The organism is Novosphingobium sp. 32-60-15, assembly GCF_002280675.1.
Lineage (GTDB): Bacteria > Pseudomonadota > Alphaproteobacteria > Sphingomonadales > Sphingomonadaceae > Novosphingobium.
The window spans coordinates 16,354-34,026 of record NZ_NCEN01000005.1 but is presented as its reverse complement, the minus strand read 5'-3'; the positions used below and the strand labels follow the sequence as shown (position 1 = coordinate 34,026).

At 59.1% G+C, this 17,673-nt stretch carries 16 protein-coding genes; 8 read left to right on the top strand and 8 right to left on the bottom strand.

Annotated elements, in window-relative coordinates:
• Window positions 1-2 precede the first annotated feature (2 nt).
• Genes B7Y89_RS05645 through B7Y89_RS05620 form a run of 6 tightly spaced genes read right to left on the bottom strand, consistent with a single transcriptional unit; the run spans window position 3 to window position 5,007 of the window.
• Window positions 3-668, bottom strand: a complete 666-nt coding sequence (locus B7Y89_RS05645) for an NAD(P)H-binding protein (RefSeq protein WP_292936588.1) — start codon at window positions 666-668, stop codon at window positions 3-5.
• Entirely contained in the window at window positions 653-1,060 is a 408-nt protein-coding gene (locus B7Y89_RS05640; RefSeq protein ID WP_292936586.1) for a hypothetical protein, read from the bottom strand. Before B7Y89_RS05640 ends, B7Y89_RS05645 begins: the two co-directional genes overlap by 16 nt.
• The gene (locus B7Y89_RS05635) at window positions 1,057-1,449 is read right to left on the bottom strand and encodes a cytochrome c (RefSeq protein ID WP_292936584.1); all 393 of its coding nucleotides are present in this window, start codon (window positions 1,447-1,449) and stop codon (window positions 1,057-1,059) included. Before B7Y89_RS05635 ends, B7Y89_RS05640 begins: the two co-directional genes overlap by 4 nt.
• The gene (locus tag B7Y89_RS05630; RefSeq protein ID WP_292936582.1) at window positions 1,446-2,966 is read right to left on the bottom strand and encodes an FAD-binding oxidoreductase; all 1,521 of its coding nucleotides are present in this window, start codon (window positions 2,964-2,966) and stop codon (window positions 1,446-1,448) included. Before B7Y89_RS05630 ends, B7Y89_RS05635 begins: the two co-directional genes overlap by 4 nt.
• The gene (locus B7Y89_RS05625; RefSeq protein ID WP_292936580.1) at window positions 2,963-4,132 is read right to left on the bottom strand and encodes an MFS transporter; all 1,170 of its coding nucleotides are present in this window, start codon (window positions 4,130-4,132) and stop codon (window positions 2,963-2,965) included. The genes B7Y89_RS05630 and B7Y89_RS05625 overlap by 4 nt, the downstream gene beginning before the upstream one ends.
• A gap of 8 nt (window positions 4,133-4,140) precedes the next feature.
• A complete protein-coding gene (locus tag B7Y89_RS05620; protein ID WP_292936578.1) occupies window positions 4,141-5,007 on the bottom strand; it encodes an SMP-30/gluconolactonase/LRE family protein in 867 nt (288 codons plus the stop codon).
• Window positions 5,008-5,396: 389 nt separating this feature from the next.
• On the opposite strand from B7Y89_RS05620, the gene B7Y89_RS05615 reads away from it, so the two are divergent.
• Genes B7Y89_RS05615 through B7Y89_RS05605 form a run of 3 tightly spaced genes read left to right on the top strand, consistent with a single transcriptional unit; the run spans window position 5,397 to window position 9,557 of the window.
• On the top strand, window positions 5,397-6,299 hold the full coding sequence (locus tag B7Y89_RS05615; RefSeq protein ID WP_292936577.1) for a CoA ester lyase: 903 nt from the start codon (window positions 5,397-5,399) through the stop codon (window positions 6,297-6,299).
• Window positions 6,296-7,489 carry an MFS transporter gene (locus B7Y89_RS05610; protein ID WP_292936575.1) on the top strand — a complete coding sequence of 398 codons (1,194 nt, stop codon included), beginning with the start codon at window positions 6,296-6,298 and terminating at the stop codon, window positions 7,487-7,489. The genes B7Y89_RS05615 and B7Y89_RS05610 overlap by 4 nt, the downstream gene beginning before the upstream one ends.
• On the top strand, window positions 7,476-9,557 hold the full coding sequence (locus B7Y89_RS05605) for a PQQ-dependent dehydrogenase, methanol/ethanol family (protein ID WP_292936573.1): 2,082 nt from the start codon (window positions 7,476-7,478) through the stop codon (window positions 9,555-9,557). Before B7Y89_RS05610 ends, B7Y89_RS05605 begins: the two co-directional genes overlap by 14 nt.
• 29 nt (window positions 9,558-9,586) lie before the next feature.
• On the opposite strand, the gene B7Y89_RS05600 is transcribed toward B7Y89_RS05605, so the two are convergent.
• A complete protein-coding gene (locus tag B7Y89_RS05600) occupies window positions 9,587-10,606 on the bottom strand; it encodes an aromatic ring-hydroxylating dioxygenase subunit alpha (protein ID WP_292936571.1) in 1,020 nt (339 codons plus the stop codon).
• 84 nt (window positions 10,607-10,690) lie between these two features.
• On the opposite strand from B7Y89_RS05600, the gene B7Y89_RS05595 reads away from it, so the two are divergent.
• Complete coding sequence (locus B7Y89_RS05595; RefSeq protein ID WP_292936569.1) at window positions 10,691-11,230, top strand: TetR/AcrR family transcriptional regulator C-terminal domain-containing protein; 540 nt, start codon at window positions 10,691-10,693, stop codon at window positions 11,228-11,230.
• Between the two features lie 427 nt (window positions 11,231-11,657).
• On the opposite strand, the gene B7Y89_RS05590 is transcribed toward B7Y89_RS05595, so the two are convergent.
• Complete coding sequence (locus B7Y89_RS05590) at window positions 11,658-12,530, bottom strand: MurR/RpiR family transcriptional regulator (protein WP_292936567.1); 873 nt, start codon at window positions 12,528-12,530, stop codon at window positions 11,658-11,660.
• 237 nt (window positions 12,531-12,767) lie between these two features.
• Here B7Y89_RS05590 and B7Y89_RS05585 point away from each other — a divergent pair, with 237 nt between their 5' ends.
• The 4 genes from B7Y89_RS05585 (at window position 12,768) to phnE (ending at window position 17,659) form a co-directional block, all read left to right on the top strand.
• The gene (locus B7Y89_RS05585) at window positions 12,768-14,963 is read left to right on the top strand and encodes a TonB-dependent receptor (RefSeq protein ID WP_292936565.1); all 2,196 of its coding nucleotides are present in this window, start codon (window positions 12,768-12,770) and stop codon (window positions 14,961-14,963) included.
• Window positions 14,964-15,073: 110 nt separating this feature from the next.
• A complete protein-coding gene (locus tag B7Y89_RS05580) occupies window positions 15,074-16,000 on the top strand; it encodes a phosphate/phosphite/phosphonate ABC transporter substrate-binding protein (protein WP_292936563.1) in 927 nt (308 codons plus the stop codon).
• 7 nt (window positions 16,001-16,007) lie between these two features.
• Window positions 16,008-16,715, top strand: coding sequence for an ATP-binding cassette domain-containing protein (locus B7Y89_RS05575; protein WP_366415713.1), 708 nt, complete (start codon window positions 16,008-16,010; stop codon window positions 16,713-16,715).
• Entirely contained in the window at window positions 16,712-17,659 is a 948-nt protein-coding gene (gene phnE / locus B7Y89_RS05570; RefSeq protein ID WP_292936561.1) for a phosphonate ABC transporter, permease protein PhnE, read from the top strand. The genes B7Y89_RS05575 and phnE overlap by 4 nt, the downstream gene beginning before the upstream one ends.
• The last annotated feature ends 14 nt before the right edge of the window (window positions 17,660-17,673 follow it).

Sequence of the window (17,673 nt, the reverse complement as noted above, 5' to 3'; positions counted from 1 at the left end):
GATCAATACCCCACGGTAAAGCGTTCGCGGTGATGCGCTGGCGTCACAACCTCGTCGATCAGCACCATCGAATAATCTTCAAGCGAGATGCGGCTTGTGCCATCGGCGGCAAACAGCATGTCGTTCGCACTGGTGCGGAAAACGCCGGTGCGCTCGCCCGGCCGCAGCCATGCCGACGGGGCCAGAAACACCCAGTCGAGATCGGTCATGTCCTTGAGCATGTAATAGAGCGCGCGCGTGCCCAATATCGAATTGCGATAGGGGTCGAACTCTTTGTCCCAATGCGAGGAATCAATGTATTCCCTGCCCTCTGGCGTCATCAGACTGGCCGCGCCACCAACGCAGACCAAGCGCGGAACGCCCGCTGCGCGGGTGGCATCAATAATGGCCTGATGACCGGCAACGCTCTGGTCATAGACTTCATCCGGGCTGGACGTGCGACCGGGGTGGAAGGCGTGGATGACCGTATCATGGCCACGCAAGGCTTCGGTCAGCGCAGGCACATCGAACACGTCACCTGCCGTGGCAGTAAGATGATCATGCGCTACCAGCGCCGCCGGATTGCGCACCACCGCAGTGATATCAAGTTCCGGACGAGACAGGGCTTCGGTCAGAATGTGACCGCCGACAAAGCCGGTGGCACCAAGAAGAGCTACTTTGTGTTGCATGATGCGTCCTTGGGTTTTGAAGGTGATAATTGCAGCGTGCCGCGCGCTGAAAGGTCGACGCCGAACAGACCGTCCGCACGCGGCGCGACCTTGATCGACAGCCTTGCTTCGCGGCCCAATTGGCGCAGCATCAAGGCCATATCCCATCGTACCAGCGCAATCGCACCGCTGGCAGCCACACGTTCACCCAGGCCGGCCTGCCATTGCCGAACCAGATCACCCAGCAGGATACTGCCCTCTGGCGCAATCGCCACAAGCCGCGCGTCGAGCAAGGCAACGGGCGCAGCAACTGCCTTTGCTTGCCCCATGACGGGCATGCCGCCTCCCACCGCGAACGCTGTTGCCGAGGTGGCTACCCCCAATAAAGATCGGCGCGTCAGGGCCCCCTTCATTGCGTTTTTCCCTTGGCCAGATAGGCAGCAATCCGCTCAAGCTGGACATCGCTCACCTCGCCCCGGCTGATGCGCGGCATATTGCCAATGCCCTGCCGTGCGGCCATTTTGACATAGTCCGCTGTCAGATCGTTACGCTGTTCCAGCCGCGCAATTGCAGGCGCCATCCGCCGCGCCAGCAAGACCGTACCCATCCCCATCTGCCGATGGCACATACTGCACTTTTCGACGAACAGCGCCTCATCGGGCGACTGCGACGAACGGTCCTGCATCACCCCGCGAAAGGGGTTCAGCACTTGTGCGCCGCTATCTTTGGCAGGCGGCGTTTGCGCGCCGACCGTAGCGGCGCAAAAAGCAAACCCGGCGACAATCAAGCTAGCACGCTTCATGGCCGCTTCCCCTTGGGCCAGATGCCGCTTTTGCCCGGCGCGATAATGCCATTGGGATCGAGTGCATCCTTCACCCTCGTATTCAGCCGGCGCAGCGCATGGCCGTTGAAATCATAGCAATCGGCAACGAGGTCCATATAATCGATATGCGTGCGGTATTCGCCATAGCGATGCGCACTGGCATCGGCCACCAGCGCGCGGAACATACCATCCACCCGGCCCATCATTGCAGGATCGTCCTTGTTGTAGAGGATCTGGTTGACGTTGGTCAGGCTGCGTTCGCCCATGGCAAAGCTGGCGTGGTAATCCATGTCATAGCTTTGATAGAGTGCATAAGTTCGCTTGAACTGATCCATCGCCATATCGCCGCTTGGTGGCAGCACTGGCGAATAACCGACATGCCCGCCGCGCCCGCCATGCCAGTTGGCATTGGCCAGCGGGAAGCTGACCGGAACCCCGGTGACCGGCGAGCCTTCTGGCGGATCACCGCGCTTCCACAACGCCGGTTTTTTGGATTGGATCGGCTTCTTGTCAAAGGCGCGGTCGAGAACCCGCATCGACGCTTCGACCACGTCGAGATGGCCGTAGAACCTCACCTGAACGCTCCACCAGCCGATCTTGAACCGCTCACGGATCGCTGCCACCACTTTGTCGTCGAGCGGCCCCTTGTCTGTCGTCCACTGTTCGCGCGTGGTCATCACCGCCGCCGATCGCAGCCAGTTGCCGATACTGGGTGATTGCTGGATCAAACCATCGCGGCGCAGCGGCATCAGTGTATCGATGGCCCAGCCGAGGTCATCGGGCTTATCAAATTCATAGTCATAGCCCGCTACCGCTTCTGGTTCGGGCATCAACCACAGACCAAGTTTGGTCACGATGCCGAGGTTGGATTGGCAAAACATCGTGTCCCAACCAGGACCAAAGCCGTTACGATACAGCGTCCAGTTGGGTGAGCCGTCCATCGCGCCCATGCCTGTGCGTACCAGATCCCCATCGGGCAGGACCACTTCAAGCCCGCATATGCGCGAGGCATGATCGCCATAGGACGTATAGCCCACCCCCCGGTCAAGCGCGTTGCCCGCAACCGAGCCCCAGCTATTGCCCGGCACCGACAGCCACAACGCAATGCCCTTTGATTGCAGATGGTCGTAAAGGTCGAAAAACCCGACGCCCGGCTCAACCAGCACGGTTCCGGTTGCGGCATCGACCTCGATCTTTTTCATGCGCGACAAATCGAGCACCACCGCGCCGCGCGTTACCGGTGCAGATCCGCCATAACCAAAGTTCTTGCCCCGACTGATCGGCCACAATGGCACACGGTACTGGTTGGCAATACGCACAATTTCGCGCACTTCTTCGGCACTGGCAGGGGCCAGTGCGCCTGCGGGTTCGTGCTTGGCTTCGTCCGCCGCGAAATGATCGGCATAGGCATTGCGATCTTCATCGGTGATCATCACCTGATCTTTGCCAATTGCTGCGGCAAATGCACGCCATGCTGCGGGGTTGATCGAGTTCATGCCAAAGCCTCCCTCCGGCGCGTTCGCACCACCGACAGCGCAACCGGCAGCATCAGCATGATCATGGCCGCGCAGACAAAATAGGGCGCATCGGCATTCTGGCCGAAGGTCCATCCGAAAAATGGCGGCGCAATAATTCGGGCCAAGGCGTTGGACGCCATCAACAGTCCCATCACGCTACCTTGCCGTTCGGGCGGCGTCCCGCGCGAAACCAGCGCGCCCGCGTTGGGGAAGGCAAGGCTATGCCCCATCATCAACAGCGACATCAGCACCACAGACGCGACCGGCAGCTTGATGATCGGCTGCAGCAAAATGGCGATGATCAGCACGGTCAAGCCGCCGACAATGATCCATGCCTCGCCAAAGCGTTTGACCAGCGGGCCGAGCAGGAATGCCTGAACAAACAAACCCGCTGCACCAACCGCGATGAACGTCAGCCCCACCTCATGTGCGCTCCACGCAAAATTGCGCTCGGTCCAAAGGCCGAAGATCGCCTCCATCGACGAAAATGCAGCAATCCCGAAAAACGCGATCAGGAACAGCCGCAGCAACAGCGAATTGCTGCCAACAAATATCCATGCCTCACGGTAGCGTGGCGCAGGTCGGGCCTGTCCGTCGGAGGGCCGGGTTTCAGGCAAAGCCAGCCACGCCCAAGCCGATGCGCCTGCGGCTAGCAGAGCGGCAGCAAAAATCGGCGGATGGAACCCAGCTGCGCCCAGTTCCGGCATCGCCAGCAATCCGCCAATCGCCGGACCTGTGGCGAAACCCAGATTAAATGCTGCACCAAAATAGCCCATGCTGCGCGCCCGATCCTGCGGCGGTGTAATATCGGCAATGACTCCCTGCACCACTCCAAGCGTGCCGCTGAAAAAACCGCTGACGATACGGATGGCAATGGCCACGCCAAGGCTGGGCGCATAAGCAAAGGCCACGTACGTCAATGCTGCGGCACATGTGGTCACGATCAATACCGGCTTGCGCCCGATGCGGTCAGACTGGCGGCCCCAGAAGATTTCGCCAAACACATTGCCCAACGAATAGGCCGCAAACAGGCAGGCCACCCCGAACGAGGATGCACCGAACAGCGAACCGTAAAACGGCAGCAGCGGCAAGATCAGGCTGAAACCGGCGATGTTGAGAAACACCAGCACCAGCAGCAAGGGCATCGGCCCCTTCACGCGCCAAACCTTGGTTCGGGCAGGCCGGTCACGCCAAGCCCATCGATGACAAACATCGCACCATCTTGCGGATCGGCCTCGCGCCCCAGGAACGCCGGGCTCAGCGTGGGCACGAACAACCGGTCAAGCGCCGGTCCGCCGAACATCACGCTGCCGGGCAGTTTTTGCGGAAAATCGATGATACGCTCAATGCTGCCGTCGGGTCGGAAACGGACGATCTTGCCACCTTCGCAAATGGCGCTCCATATATGGCCTTCGGTATCGACCGTAGCGCCATCGGGAATGCCGCCCATATCCTCGGTCCTGGCAAAGGCGCGGCGATTGCTGACTGTCCCTGTGTCGATATCATAGTCGTAAGCAAAGATCGTTTTGCGGATGGAATCGGCGTGGTAAAACGTTGCATCTTCCGGCGACCAACAAGGTCCGTTGGCCAGGAAGATGTCATCATCAATCACGCGCAATTCCGTGGCACCAGGATCGAGCGCGAACAGTTTTCCGCGCGCTTCTTTCATCCCACGATCGCTTGAACCAACGATAAAGCGCCCACGGCGATCCACTTTGCCGTCAGCAAGCTGGACCTCATCGTTGAGGTACGGGCTGGTTGCCAGCAAGGCGCATTCGCCGCTGGCAAAGTCTAGCGTGTAGACGCCGTCACCCAACGCCACAATCGCGCCGCCCCCTTCACACAGGGCCATCGATCCGACAATGTCAGGCAAGGCCCACTGCCGCGTTTCGTGCAATTGTGCGTCATGACGAAACACCTGACGCCCCAGAATGTCGATCCAGTACAACGCCTGTTCGGCCACATCCCAGACAGGTCCTTCGCCGATGACGGCCATTGGCACATCAAGCCGGGTGATCATTTTCCCGATCCTCTCTAAGTGGGCTTTCAGCCTCTATTTAATACCCTTAAATGATGCGCTGCGAATCGCCTTCATGTCAAGCGGGTGAGAGGACGCTTCGAGATTGAGCAACCCTGGGTCACAAATATCAAAAAGAGCTGCGGCATAGAGCATTCTATGACTACAGCGGCCACAAACCCGTCTTAAAAAAGCAGAACATGACACCCTAACAGCGATAATATGATGTTGGAGAAGGAGGGACTTGTCCCGATGAATTTGATCGCAAGAGACAACAGCCAAACACTCACCCAGACTGCAACATGGTCGCGCAGTGATGCAGTCTCGCCGCTGTCTGCCAGTAATACGGCACCCAACGCATATTTCGTGATCCTTGAAAGGAACCCCGCCCGATGAAGCTGCGCCGCACCACCATATTCATCCCCGGCAGCATGGACGAGGCAGCGCAGCGCGAACTCATCCAGACCTGCGGCGCGGACCTCATCTGCCTTGATGTCGAAGACACCGTTGCGGCCCCGCGCAAGGCAGACGCACGCGATCGCATCGTCCGTCTGCTGCACGAGGATATCTGGGGCCGGTCGGCACGCGCAGTGCGGATCAACGCAGTATCGTCGGCCTATGCCGCTGATGATCTGGCGGTGATTGTTGGAAACGCAGGCGGGCGGGTTGACACGCTGTTCCTGTCCAAACCGGACAAGGTTGAGGAAATCCGCTGGATTGACGGAAAGATTGACGCTTTGCGCGCGCAGTCGGGCTTTGCGAATCCCATCGGCTATGTCGTCGGAATCGAATCCGCCTATGCCCTGACGAACATTGACATGCTCGCATCATGCTCGCCCAATGTCGAGGCGCTAGGCTTTGCCATCGGCGATCTGTCGGGTTCTTTGGGGATGCACATCTCAGCCTATTTGATGGATCGCGCACTCTATCCGGGCGACATGTACCATTTCCACCGCGCGAGGATCATTCTGGCGGCCCGCACGTATGGTTTGTGGGCGCTGGATGCGCCGTGGCCTTTGATCAACGATCACGCCACGCTGGCAGAAGATGCCCGCTGGGGCGCGATGATGGGGTTTGACGGTAAGCTGGTGCTGGCTGCCGAACAAGTGCCGATCGTCCATCAGGCCTATCGCCCGACCGAGCCTGAACTGGCGCGCGCGCGCGCGATGCTGGCCCGCATGGCAGAACTGACCGCAGCGAACGAAGGCGCAGGCATGGCCGATGGAGAGTTTCTCGATCCCGTGGTGATCGCGCCTGCGCTGGCCACCATCGCCCGCGCCGAGGCCCCATTGTGACCCCGCGTCAGATCCTGCTGTTGTGCGCGTTCGGCGCATTCCTTGATGGGTACGACATTCAGGCGCTTGGGCTGGCAATCCCCGGCCTTGCCCAACAACTGGCCGTAAAGCCGACGGAATTTGCGCCCGCGTTGTCTGGCTCATTGGCGGGCATGGCCGCAGGAGCACTGCTGCTGGCCCCCTATGCTGATCGCTTCGGACGGCGAAACATGATGGTGCTGGCGTTGCTGCTGATTGGTTTGACCACAGTGGGAGCGATTGCCGTGACCACGCCGGGACAATTGGCGATGTGGCGCACGGCGACCGGGCTGGGCATGGGTGCGCTCTTGCCGCTGGCGGTGACGATGTCGGCTGAAGCGGCACCTGCTGCGCTGCGGGTTTTTATCGTCACGCTGATTGCATCATGTTCAGGCTTGGGTTCGTTTGCCGCAGGCCTTTTGGCACCCGTGCTGGACAAGCATTGGGGATGGCAGGGCATCTTTGCGATAGGAGCCGCCATGCCGCTGGCCGCTGCGCTGGCGTTTTCGATCATGCGCGAAGCGACCCCTGCCCAGCAAAGCGAACGGCCGGTGGTCAAGACTACCACTTTGCCTGCAGCGGTGGCCGGGTTGTTTTCGGCCCCCTACCGTCTGCGCACCACCCTGCTGTGGAGCATCTTCTTCATCAGCCTGTTCGCCACATATTCGCTGATAAGCTGGCTACCCACTTTGCTGACAACCGCCGGGTGGGCGCGGCCCGATGCCATGCGGGCGACAGGTTTTCTGGCGCTGGGCAGCATCGCGGGCGGACTGTTGCTGGCTCGCGCAGCTGACAAAGGCCATGCAGTGCCCGCCCTTGCCAGCGCTTATGTGCTGGCAGCCATCGCCTTTGCCAGCATCGCCACGACCCCTACATCGAAAGCCGCTTGGATCGCGGCAATCATCGCTGTGGGAGCAGGCTCCATCGGCTCACAATTGGCACTGGGGTCACTGGCTTCGACGTTCTACCCTGCCACAATTCGCGCCACCGGAGTGGGCTGGTCAAGCGGCATCGGCAGGGTAGGCTCAATCTTCGGGCCACTCGCGCTGGCAGGCATGATGTCTTTGCAGTTCCAGCCTGCCCATATCATCGGCTTTCTGGCCGTGCCGATGGCAATCTGTGCTGTGCTGGTCTGCTTGCTCAAAAGGGCGCTTGTTCATGAAGTTGCGTAACGCATTTATCATTACCGCGTTGACACTGACCGGCGCTTCCGCGCCGGACGAACACTGGACCAGCTATGGCCGAGACGGAAGCGAACAGCGGTTCAGTCCGCTGAACCAGATCAATGTCGAAACCGTCGCGCAACTGGGATTGGCATGGCGTTTCGACATGCGCGACGGGCGCGGGGTGGAAGCGACGCCGCTGGAAGTAGACGGCGTGCTCTATGTCACATCGGCTTGGAGCGTGGTCTATGCACTTGACGCAACCAATGGCAAACCCTTGTGGGTATTTGATCCTGCCGTTGATCGCTCCGTCGGGGCGAGAGCGTGCTGCGATGCGGTCAATCGGGGTTTGGCCTATCGCAATGGCCGGATCTTTGTGGCGGCGCTGGACGGCAGGCTGATCGCGGTTGATGCCAAAACCGGGAAACAAGCCTGGTCCACGCAAACACTGGACGGCGGTGATTGGCCCTATGTCATCACCGGCGCGCCGCGGGTGGCGGACAATCTTGTGCTGATCGGGAACAGCGGAGCAGACCTTGGCGCTCGCGGATATGTCACCGCCTATGATGCCGATACGGGCAAACTCGCCTGGCGGTTTTTCACCGTTCCGGGCAATCCGGCCAATGGCCCCGATAACGCAGCGTCCGATCCGATCATGGCGAAAGTGGCCGAGACATGGGCGGGCGAATGGTGGAAGCAAGGCGGCGGCGGCACCGTATGGGATTCGATTACGTATGACGCTGCGCTCGGCCAAGTGTACATCGGCGTCGGCAACGGATCACCCTGGAACCGGCAGGTGCGATCAGCCGACAAAGGCGACAACTGGTTTCTCGCATCGATTGTCGCGCTGGATGCGCAAACAGGCCAGTATCGCTGGCACTATCAGGCAACCCCGGGGGACACTTGGGACGCCACCGCCACCCAATCGATCATCCTTGCCGATGTGACGGTCGCCGGAAAACCGCACAAAGTGTTTATGCAAGCACCCAAGAACGGGTTCTTCTATGTGATCGACCGGGTGACCGGAAAGCTGCTTTCGGCAGGCAATATCGTGCCGATGGCCAAGACTGCCGATACGCCAAAAGGCGAACCGATCAGCTGGGCATACGGCATCGACCTTGAAACGGGACGGCCACTGGAAAATCCGGAGGCGCGTTATCCGGGTAACACACGCGTTATGGTGCATCCCACCGGCATGGGCGCGCACAGCTGGCAGCCGATGGCTTACAATCCAAAGACCAATCTCGCCTACATTCCCACCCAGGATTACGCGGCCACCTTTCAAGCCGATCCGCAGTATATGCCAATAGCCAACTCGCGCGCCAGCGGGTTGATGCCGGGCGGCGGTATTCCGCAAGACAATGCCGTGCGCGCCGGGATTGCAAGAAGCGTTCATGCAAAGCTGATCGCGTGGGACATTGGCGCGCAAAAACCGGCATGGGCGCTGGACTATGCCTTTGCCGGAAATGGCGGGCTCTTGGCCACGGACGGCAATCTCGTATTCCAATCAGGCGCCGACGGCATTTTCCGCGCAATCAACGCGGTGACCGGCAAACCAGTTTGGACATTCGATGCCCAGGCAACCGCCATGGGCGGGCCGATCACGTATCGCATCGGCGGCACCCAATACGTCGCGATTGCCATTGGCAACGGCGGCGCGCACTGGCTGGCAGGCGGATTAAGTTCGCCCCAGCGCAAAGGCTTGCCAACCGGCCGAGTGCTGGTGTTCAAACTGGGCGGACGTTTGACGTATGATCGCGTGGACACCGCGCCCGATCCGGTCAGCCCGCCCGATCCGGTAACCCGTGACAAGGCCGTCCTGCGCCGGGGTTCCGAGAAATACGGCGTCTTTTGCGCTGCATGCCACGGCTTTGGCGCAATCAGCGGTCAGGTATTGCCCGATCTACGAAGGTCGCTGGTGATGCATGACACAGAAGCGTTTCGTACCGTGGTAAAAGCTGGGGCCTTGCTGGGCAATGGCATGCCCCAATTCGGCGCCGAACTGCCCGACGACGATGTCGAAGCGATCCGCGCCTTTCTGGCAGATGAGGCCCGCTTTATCGCCGCCGCGAAATGAGGCTGGCCACGGGGGTGCGATCACTTCGATCAAGCTGCTGCCAGTCGCTCCACCAGCCGGTTGTAAATCGTTACGCCCTTGTCGTGAACCGTTGGCATGATTTTTGGGTTCTGCGTGGCGTTGATCACCTTTTGCTGGCCTTCGATCATGGCCTTGTCTTCGGCAAAGGCCATCGCCGCCACTTCCATCAAGGCGTCACGCATGGCTTCATCGCCGTGGTCGCGGTGCGGCCCCCACGAAAAGAAATAGCGTGCGGTGCCATCACCGGTGGGCGTGACGGCCTGGCTCGTAAATGTGGTGCCACCTTCAACCAGCGCAAAATCGGGCGGCCCAAAATTGCTCGCTTGCGCGGTGCCAACAGGGAAGTTTCCGCCGGTCATCAACAGAACTCCGGGGATCAGAAAATCGTATGTGGACCACACATCAGCCGGGCCACTGCCGCCACGCTGCGGCAGGCCCGGAGCATCGGTAACCCAGCGTTCGACACGGATGCCACGCTCCAGTGGTGTGATTTTGGGCAGGCTGTCAGCGAACACCCCAGTGGCCTGAAAACTGGCGGCATGAACATAGGTCAAGTGGCTGAAATCGAGGAGATTGTCGTTGATTAATGAAGCCTCGGCCGCGTAATCAAGAAAGCCACGACCAAGGATATAGTCGGGATTGTCAAAACCGACAGCGGGCGGGATCAAGGCTGGATCGGCCAGAGCCGGGTCGCCCATCCACACCCACGCCCAGCTATGGCGGTCCACCACCGGATAGGACCGGATACGCGCACCATCGGGGATCTTGTCCTGTCCCGGGATTTCCACGCACTGTCCGTCTGCGTCATAACGCAGGCCGTGATACATGCAGCGCAACGAAGCCCCCTCACAACGTCCCTTCGACAGCGGCGCAAGGCGGTGCAAGCAGCGATCCTCAAGGGCGCGCAACACACCATCGGCCCACCACAGCACCACTGGCTCGCCAAGGATGGACATAGCACTGGGTTCATTGCGCGGCATATCGGGAGTCCAACCGGCAACATACCAGGCATTGCGAACATAGGTCATGGCACTCTCCGTTTTCTTTATTGAACAAGGTTCAATGAACAACGTTCACTTGTCAAGTGCCCTCGCACTGCTCACAGTGTATCAATGAAGCTTGATGCCCCACAGATCACCCAAGCCGCCCTCGAGCTGTTGCAGGCCGAAGGGCTTGACGGGCTGTCGATGCGTACTTTGGCAGCCAAACTCGGAGTCAGGGCCTCGGCGCTCTATTGGCATGTCGCCGACAAGGACCGGCTCTACGCGCTGATGGCTGCGCAATTTTACGCCTCTGCCTATACTTACGCAGATCAGTGCAAGTCGCCGCGTGCATGGCTCGAAGCGCTCGGCCGCCAGTTTCGCGCAGTTCTGCTCGATTATCGCGATTCCGCGCGTCTTTGCGCAATTGCCCCGCCCGACGAGCCGCGCTCGCCAGAGATTGCAGGTAGGATTACCGCACGGCTGATTGCGCTGGGCATGGCTGAAGCCGAGGCGCTGGGCGCTATTGCTTCGGTACTCGCGCTGACGCTGGGCTGGGTTGTCTATGAACAATCGCGCAGTATGCACGAGCATCTTGCCGGAATGATGGATCTGGATACCACCTTTTCCGACGGCCTGGTTGCGTTGCTCGATGGCTTGCAGACGCTCTGAAAATACATCCCGCAGCAAGCTCAAAAGCAAAAAGGTGAAAAGAACGATTGGAGTGTTTTGGAGCGACACGACGTTAGATTGCTCCGATACCGCAATCGTTCTCAAGACTTGGATGATTGCCGACACACGCTTCGAAGGAAGCCGGGGTGTTGGGGCCTAAAGACGCTGGTTGTGCGTATTTTTATGGCGCCCCCGCTTGGCCGAACCGCATTTGAACCTTGCAGAGCATCCTCACTTCGCCACGATCGGGCCTGTCCTGCAGCAAGCACGAAAAACTGCTTCAGATGCGCCAGAGATATACGGTGCCAGTGACGTCCTTTGCGTATCAGCCTTGATCTGTGGCGTGCGCACAATGAAGCAATTCAAAGCTCGCTGCTGCACGAGATCCAGCGCGCGACCAATTCACGCGCCTTTGCAATTGTGCTTATCAAAAGCGCTTAATGGAAAGAACGTCAAAGGTTTGCCGAAGTATCTCGGTCGAGCGTTCATAATCGGCCAGTGCCAATGCTGCGATTAGAGCGTCGATGACGCAAAGTTGAGCAATTCGGCTGGTCATGGCTTCGGTCCGAAAGCGCGTTTCGCGGGCCATCGTAAACAGCACAATGTCGGCGAACGCCTGTATGGGTGAGCGCCCGAAGTTGGTGATCACCACAGTCTTCGCGCCCGCCTCATGCGCAAGGCGGGTAGACGCAACTGTTTCATTTGTGGAACCGCTGTGCGAAATTGTCAGCGCCGCAACGTCCGGTCCGCAGCGCGATGCCGAAATTGCCTGGATGTGACTGTCCGTGACCACGCGGGCATCAAGGCCGATCCGCAGCATCCGGTAATGCACGTCCTCGGCGATAGGTGCGGATGATCCGATACCGTAAATCTCCACGCGTTTTGCCGTGCGGATGATATCGACCGCGGCTGCCAAAGCCTTTGGGTCAAGCACAGAAAGCGAATCGCGCAGGGCCTGAATACCGGAATGGAAAACCTTGCGGCACACCGCCTCAGTCGTGTCATCCCGCGACAAGTCTTCGTGAATGAACTGGACTGGTTGGACAATTTCCTGAGCCAAGCTCAATTTTAGATGCTGGAATCCGCTGAGCCCGATTCCCCGGCAGAAATTGATTACGCTCCCTTCGCTGGCCTCTGTCACATCAGCCAGTTCAGTGATCGACATGCCGACCACTTCGGCAGGATTGTCTAGGACATAACCGGCTATCCTTCCCGCAATTCTCGACATTTGCGGCAGGGCTGCGCGAATTCTCGTCAAAGCATTTTCGACAGGTGAGGCTGGATTTACATCAGTCCGCATAGCTTGGCTTTCTCCACAGCCGCGAACGGCACCCATCGCCTTTATCTAACATTGTTTCAGCGTAATGAAAGTCTTACTGATTTTGTCTCATTTTATAAATTGGTAAAAATGAGTTTATTTCACATTGCTGTCATGTGTCTGGCCTAGCTCCCGCTCCGAAGCTGGCCAGCCCGAACCGCGCGAATCAATCGCGGCAAAGGGGGGCCTCCATCATTCGAACAACAATGGGGACGATCAATGATCACTGTGCCGACGCTGCGGCTGACTGCCGCTGCACTTATGCTTTCGTGCAGCGCTTACCCGGCGCTTGCCCTTGCCGCCGATGAACAAGCCACCGCGCAAGGGGCAGTTCCTGCTGCTGAAGATGCGGATGCTGAACAAGGCAACCGGTCCAATATCGTCGTCACCGGCGTTCGCGCAACCGCAACACCGCAGGCACAGCAAGCCGCTATCTATGGCAACTATGTGCAGATCGTTGACGCGCAGCAAATCGCCGCAAGTGGCGCCAGCAACTTTGCCGAACTCGCCCAGTTCCTGATCAAGGGTGCCAACATCGGTTATTCGCCCGATGAAGGCGAATACACGATCCGCCTTGATGGCGGCGGCGACCGTGACACACTGGTCGTTCTCGACGGCGTGCCACTCTATGACCGCGGCCCGGCGCTGGAAGAAATCTGGGGCACCACCACCATCGATCCGCACATGATCGACCATGTGGAAGTCTTCCGTGGCGGCAACAGCCTGTTCTTCGGATCGAACGGCGGCATCGGCGTGGTCAGCATCCGCACCAAGCGCCCCGATGGTACGAACAAGGTTGAACTGGGCGCAAGCTACGGCTCGTTCAATTCGCGCGAATTGTGGGGCAATGCCCGCATGGCGCTGGATGGTGAAGGCGGCGCGCATAGCGTAATGGTCTATGGCAGCAGCCAGAACACCGACGGCCCGCGTATCTTCAATCCGGCAGACTTTGTGGACAACGTCCGTCTTGCAGGCGGCGTCCAGAAGTATACGCTGAACCGCAACAATGTGGGCGTGAAGTACCTGTTCAAGCCCACAGATGACACCGAAGTGCGCCTGAACGCCCAGTATACCCAAATCGAATTCTCGGACGCGTTTCCGGACAACGAAACCTATTCGCCCAACCGCGTACGCTATCCCATTATCGATGGCAGCATCCTGCACAAATGGTCGGATGCCTTGACCAGCCAGCTTGATCTGTACTGGAGCAACCCGAAGCTCAACAACACCGAAACCTTTGCCGAAATCTGCCGTGTCAGAACCGGCTGCTTCGATACGCAGAACGGGCGCGCAATTTCCTTTGGCACGGCAACTGGCCGTTCAATTGCCTATCCCAACAAAGGTTTTGGCGCAGATTCAAAGGTTTCAGGCTTCAAGGAACTTGGCGCAAACTTCCGCAACACCATCACTTTGCCCGAAGTGGGTGAAGCTGTCGCGGGCGTCCAGGTGGTGTCCTACCGCAATGACTCAGACCCTGTTTTCCCGATCAACAGCGACTGGAACACCACGACGGGCGTCTATCTCGACCTGCGTCCACGCTTGCCTTTCAGCCCTTCAACCAACATCAGCCTTGCAGGCCGCGTTGACTTCTCGAAGGTATTCGACAGCAAGTTCATCTGGAAGTTCGGTGTGCGCCAGCCCATAGGCGATTTCTATATCCGCGCCAATGGCGGCACATCCTACAGCCTGCCCAAAACCAACGAACTGTTCGCCGACAGCCCCACAACGGTGGGCAACCCTGCTTTGCAGCCCGAAACGACCAAGACGTACAACGGCGCATTCGGGTATCAGCACACGTCGGGTGATCTGACCATCAGCGCGGAAATCGGCGCGTTCCGCACCGATATCACGGCCCGCATTCAAACCACATCCGGGCTGACCCCCAACACTTACTTCAACAACACTGCACTGACTCAGATCCGTGGCATAACCGCAGACTTCAATCTTGCGATTGGTGAACAGTGGTCGCTCAACGCCGGCTTCACCAAGCAGCAAGCGCGGTTGAAGGGCTCGCTGCTTCAGATCAACGAAACGCCAGAATACATGATCCAGGGCACCCTCGCCTGGAATTCGCCAGACCAGCGTTGGCACATCAATCTGTTCCCCCGCTATCAGGGACCAGAGTTTTCAACCGGCGGCATTGGTGGAAGCCTGCGGAAGAACTTCGGCAATTATCTGGTCGTTAACGGGTCGCTTGGCTGGTGGGCAGGCGAAGACCGCCAGCACCGCTTCCAGGTGCGCCTTGTCAACATTCTCGACGAGAAATACGCCGAGCGTTACGGCTACGGTAACCAGCGTTTCAGTTCGGCGTTTGTGCGCGGTGAAATCACCACGACCAGCCCGAGCTACTTCTACGGCTACCCGTTCGAAGGCAAGCCACGCAGCGTCTACGTTTCATACACGACGACGTTCTGAACCGGCGAGGGCACCGGCGTAAATGCTGGTGCCCTTCCTTCCTTCTGCCAAGTTCCTGATGGGTCACTTGATTGTCATAGCCGGAGCGTAGCTGCGGCCATGGCGGTGACATGAGACTGGACATTGGCAAAGACGGAATAGGAAGCATGCTCGGTATCGGGCTGGTGCTTCTTGCCTTGTTTTTGTCGCTCACCGGCTGCCCTGCAAGCACAGGCAATACGCCCGTCAAAGTGGTGCTTATCCCGGCAGACGGCGGAACGGCCAGCGGGACTCTTGCCGATTTTCAGCCACTGTTTGCCACACTTTCGGAATCGACCGGCATGACCTTCGATCTCAGTGTTACCCAATCCTACAGTGCCGCAGTCGAAGCGCTGTGCACCGGGAGTGCAGATGTGGCCTTCGTTGGTCCGGCAGCGTATTTGCAAGCGCACCAGCGCGGCTGTGCCGACTTGCTGGCGGTGGGTGTGCGCGGCGGAAAATCGCTTTACTACGCTGGAATTTTCGTGCCCGAAACGTCGCCACTGCGCACGATCTCAGATCTGAAGGGCCGGAGTGTCGCGTTTGGCGATCTTAACTCCACCTCGTCTTTCCTGATGCCTGTATCGATGATGATAGCCGCAGGGGTTGATCCTGCGCGTGATCTTGCCGCCGTGCGGCTTACCGGAAGCCACCCCAACAGCCTTGCAGCATTACGGGCCGGTGAAGTGGACGCCGCAGCGCTGTCGTTCGATTCATTCGACCGGGCGTTGCGCGCAGGCATTCCGGGCGTTGAAAACTTTCGCGTCCTCGCGCGCAGTGCGCCGATGCCGTATCCGCCATTTGTCGTCAGCACACGCCTTTCGCCTGATCGACAGGACCGGTTGCGCAAAGGCTTCGACAAACTCTCTCCCCGCGATCTGAGAGGTTATGCCGGTCGCAAACTCGACAGTTATACAACAACAGTTGAGCACACGCCGTTTGATGAACTGGCTGCAGCGCTAGCTCCTGTAACCGCCGAACGCAAAGCCGCAATATTGCACCGCGCGGGTGGGCGTTAAATCTCTGATGCGTGTAGAAACATCTGGTCTGACAATGTGTCAAGCATCCGGAGTGCTGTCCCTTGACGCTGTGTCTTTTTCACTAGCTGAAGGAAGTTTTTGCGCTCTGCAAGGTGCGTCGGGTGCCGGAAAATCAACCCTGCTAAGCCTTCTGGGAGGCCAAATCACCCCAACTCAGGGTCGTGTTTTTATTGATGGGCACTTGTTAAATCCCAACACACTTGCACGATTGCGCCCCCAAATCGGCCAAGTCTATCAGGATCATCGGCTTGTCCGCCAAGCCAGCGTTCTTGCCAACATCGCGGCAGGATTGGCCCCCACCTTGCCCCTGTGGCGCGCGCTAACCCAATCCTTCCCCGCCCCGGTAAAAGCGCGCGCGGCCAGATTGCTTGAGGCTTTGGGGCTTGAGCCGACGCTTCTGCTGCGCCCCGCTTCAACACTCTCCGGCGGGCAGGCACAGCGGGTCGGAATTGCTCGCGCGCTGATGGCAAAGCCAAGACTGGTGCTGGCCGATGAACCGGTTGCCAGCCTTGATCCACAAACGGCGAGGCTGACGTTATCGGTGCTGGCCGATTTCGCACGCGAGCATCATGCCACGGTGATCTGCGCGCTGCACCAGCCTGAACTTGTTGCGACGTTTGCCACGCACACTCTGAACCTCGATCAAGGCCGCTTGGTGAGTACTGCTTCACATGCAGGGATCATGGCAGCATGAGTGTTCCGGCATCGTTCCGCCCATTCCTGTTCGCGTTGGGTACTGTCCTGATGCTCGCATTGCTGGCGTTCAGCGCACAGCGGATGGACCTTGGCCGGATTAGTACCTCTGCGGCAAATATCCTTACGGGGCAGAGCGATAACCGGCCCGCGATTGCAGACCAGTTTTGGCCCCTGCAACTGGAAACCCGCGAAGAGTGGACCGCCCGATCAGCCGATACTGCAAATTTGCCCGCCTTCACGCATATCGAAACGCAGATCGTACAAGAGCGCCAACTCGATCCTGAAACACTACGCACGGTCACTGCCAATGTGCACCGCACATCGCTCGTCCATCCGTTCGGCTATGCTCTAGATGTTGCGGCGAAGATGCTTGAGAGCATTGAGATCGCCATTTGGGGCACTCTTTTGGCGGTTTGTCTGGGTCTGCCGCTGGCATTGCTACGCGCAAGTGCAATTGGACTGCCTGCCCCAATCCGCTCTGCCTCGCGCATGATCTGTGCAGCGCTGCGTGCTGTGCCTGAACTGCTTGTCGCGCTTATTCTGGTTGCTGCCATCGGGTTCGGTCCGCCTGCCGGAATTTTGGCACTGGGGTTTCACGCAGCAGGGTTCCTCGGCCGGTTCTTTGCCGATGCCATGGAAGATGCCGACCAGAAACCCGTGGGCGCATTGCGGGCAACCGGTGCTGGCCGTCTGGTGACGTTTGCGATGGCGATTGTACCGCAAGTGCGCGGACCATTTGCATCATCAACGCTCTACATCCTTGATCGCAATGTGCGGATGGCAGCGGTGATCGGGATCGTCGGCGCAGGCGGCATTGGCCAAGAATTGAAGGGCCGCATCGACATGTACGATTACGGCCACGTCACCACCATCGTCATCGCCATTTTCATCGTCGTACTGGCGTTGGACGAAATCGCCGTCCGCCTGCGCCGCCACACCTGATTGATAGCAAAACC

Excerpts from the sequence above, each read along its gene's own strand:
- B7Y89_RS05630 (WP_292936582.1), bottom strand. The coding sequence starts at position 2,966 with ATGAACTCGATCAACCCCGCAGCATGGCGTGCATTTGCCGCAGCAATT.
- B7Y89_RS05635 (WP_292936584.1), bottom strand. The coding sequence starts at position 1,449 with ATGAAGCGTGCTAGCTTGATTGTCGCCGGGTTTGCTTTTTGCGCCGCT.
- phnE (WP_292936561.1), top strand. The coding sequence starts at position 16,712 with ATGAGTGTTCCGGCATCGTTCCGCCCATTCCTGTTCGCGTTGGGTACT.
- B7Y89_RS05615 (WP_292936577.1), top strand. The coding sequence starts at position 5,397 with ATGAAGCTGCGCCGCACCACCATATTCATCCCCGGCAGCATGGACGAG.
- B7Y89_RS05575 (WP_366415713.1), top strand. The coding sequence starts at position 16,008 with ATGCGTGTAGAAACATCTGGTCTGACAATGTGTCAAGCATCCGGAGTG.
- B7Y89_RS05640 (WP_292936586.1), bottom strand. The coding sequence starts at position 1,060 with ATGAAGGGGGCCCTGACGCGCCGATCTTTATTGGGGGTAGCCACCTCG.
- B7Y89_RS05580 (WP_292936563.1), top strand. The coding sequence starts at position 15,074 with ATGAGACTGGACATTGGCAAAGACGGAATAGGAAGCATGCTCGGTATC.
- B7Y89_RS05585 (WP_292936565.1), top strand. The coding sequence starts at position 12,768 with ATGATCACTGTGCCGACGCTGCGGCTGACTGCCGCTGCACTTATGCTT.
- B7Y89_RS05625 (WP_292936580.1), bottom strand. The coding sequence starts at position 4,132 with ATGCCCTTGCTGCTGGTGCTGGTGTTTCTCAACATCGCCGGTTTCAGC.
- B7Y89_RS05590 (WP_292936567.1), bottom strand. The coding sequence starts at position 12,530 with ATGCGGACTGATGTAAATCCAGCCTCACCTGTCGAAAATGCTTTGACG.
- B7Y89_RS05595 (WP_292936569.1), top strand. The coding sequence starts at position 10,691 with ATGAAGCTTGATGCCCCACAGATCACCCAAGCCGCCCTCGAGCTGTTG.
- B7Y89_RS05605 (WP_292936573.1), top strand. The coding sequence starts at position 7,476 with ATGAAGTTGCGTAACGCATTTATCATTACCGCGTTGACACTGACCGGC.
- B7Y89_RS05600 (WP_292936571.1), bottom strand. The coding sequence starts at position 10,606 with ATGACCTATGTTCGCAATGCCTGGTATGTTGCCGGTTGGACTCCCGAT.
- B7Y89_RS05620 (WP_292936578.1), bottom strand. The coding sequence starts at position 5,007 with ATGATCACCCGGCTTGATGTGCCAATGGCCGTCATCGGCGAAGGACCT.
- B7Y89_RS05645 (WP_292936588.1), bottom strand. The coding sequence starts at position 668 with ATGCAACACAAAGTAGCTCTTCTTGGTGCCACCGGCTTTGTCGGCGGT.